Raw genomic sequence first — 1430 nt, forward strand, 5'->3', positions numbered from 1 at the left:
GCGATCTCGTTCAAGGTGCTCTCCTCACGCAATACTTCTAACACGATCATGGCCTTCTGTTCCGGGTTGTAGGTTTTCCGTTTGTTTGTCATAGTTTTATTTTATCTTATTTTTTCAGTTCTGTGTCCAACCCTATGGGGACATTATACTTACAGGTTGTTTCGACAGTGAAAACAAGTCAGTTGAGACAACATTAAGTCCAACACCAGCCCCCAAGTCATCATACGATTTTAAATTATCAGCAAAAGAACAAGAGGTATATAACAACTTTCAAAAAGACTTAAATGAACAGCATTTAAAAGGGTTAGAACCAATTAGTATAGCCAAGTTATACGTTCAAGCACAATTAGACGATAACAACGATGTTGTTTATGCACTATATACGGATAAAAACGTTCAATGGACAAAAGAAGAGGATGAAAAAATTCCTGATTCTCATAGAGGAACAAACGAACAAACTCTAAAAAGATTTAATAATATTGAAACGGGCAAATTCATACAAACAAGTGCTTTTGAAGGATATATTGAGTATCAGTCAGACAAGGACGCTGAAGATAAAACTGAAAATAAGTCTGGATTTAAAATGATCAAAGATGATGATGGTATTTGGAACGTTTCATTTATGCCCATTCAATAATAAGAGTAACTTTCAACCACGTATTGCTTGGTTCATTCAACTAACTGGGAACGATAGCTTAATAAATAACAACGGGGCGGTCCAGGTGGAACGCCCCATTTTATTGAGCTAATTGGCAGCATTCCACCGTTAGTAAAATGGTGGTACGATAGTTTTATTCATTGCAGAATGGGAGGACGATCAAGTGGCTCCAAAACATTTTGTTTCTGCGGCAACAATTGTGCTTAATGAGCGTGACGAAATATTATTAATAAAGGGTCCTAGTCGAGGTTGGGAAATGCCAGGGGGAGTGGTTGAACAAGGTGAATCGTTGAAAGATGCAGCGGTCAGGGAAACAAAGGAAGAGAGCGGTATAGATATAGAGGTGACAAAATTTTGTGGTATTTTTCAAAATGTAAGTGAGTGTATTTGTAACACTTTATTTTTAGCTAGACCAATAGGGGGACAATTAACAACAACCCCTGAGTCTTTAGAAGCAGGATTTTTTCCAATTGAAGTAGCATTAGAGATGGTGACTTGGAGAAATTTCAGGCAGAGAATAGAGTTTTGTTTAAATGAAGAACAGCATCCATTTTATGTTGAATTTTGACTATATCATTCCGCTAAAGGATACGATAGCACCATCACAGCAGGCTGCCAACATAATGATATGCTCCCCTTTAAGTAGACAGGTTTAATAAATAAACCGCTGCTTGGAGGGGAGTTTTTTTGTCAAGAAAGAATGAATATAACGCTACTGAGAAATTCACGATCATAGAAGAGTGGGAAACGGGTGGCGGTACCCGGGCGGCAG

General features: G+C 38.0%; 1 protein-coding gene. It reads left to right on the forward strand.

Annotated features, from left to right (window positions below):
* Positions 1 to 821 precede the first annotated feature (821 nt).
* On the forward strand, positions 822 to 1226 hold the full coding sequence (locus CBW46_RS20865; RefSeq protein ID WP_089201884.1) for an NUDIX hydrolase: 405 nt from the start codon (positions 822 to 824) through the stop codon (positions 1224 to 1226).
* The last annotated feature ends 204 nt before the right edge of the window (positions 1227 to 1430 follow it).

Source organism: Paenibacillus xerothermodurans, from assembly GCF_002220865.2.
Classification (GTDB): domain Bacteria; phylum Bacillota; class Bacilli; order Paenibacillales; family NBRC-103111; genus Paenibacillus_S; species Paenibacillus_S xerothermodurans.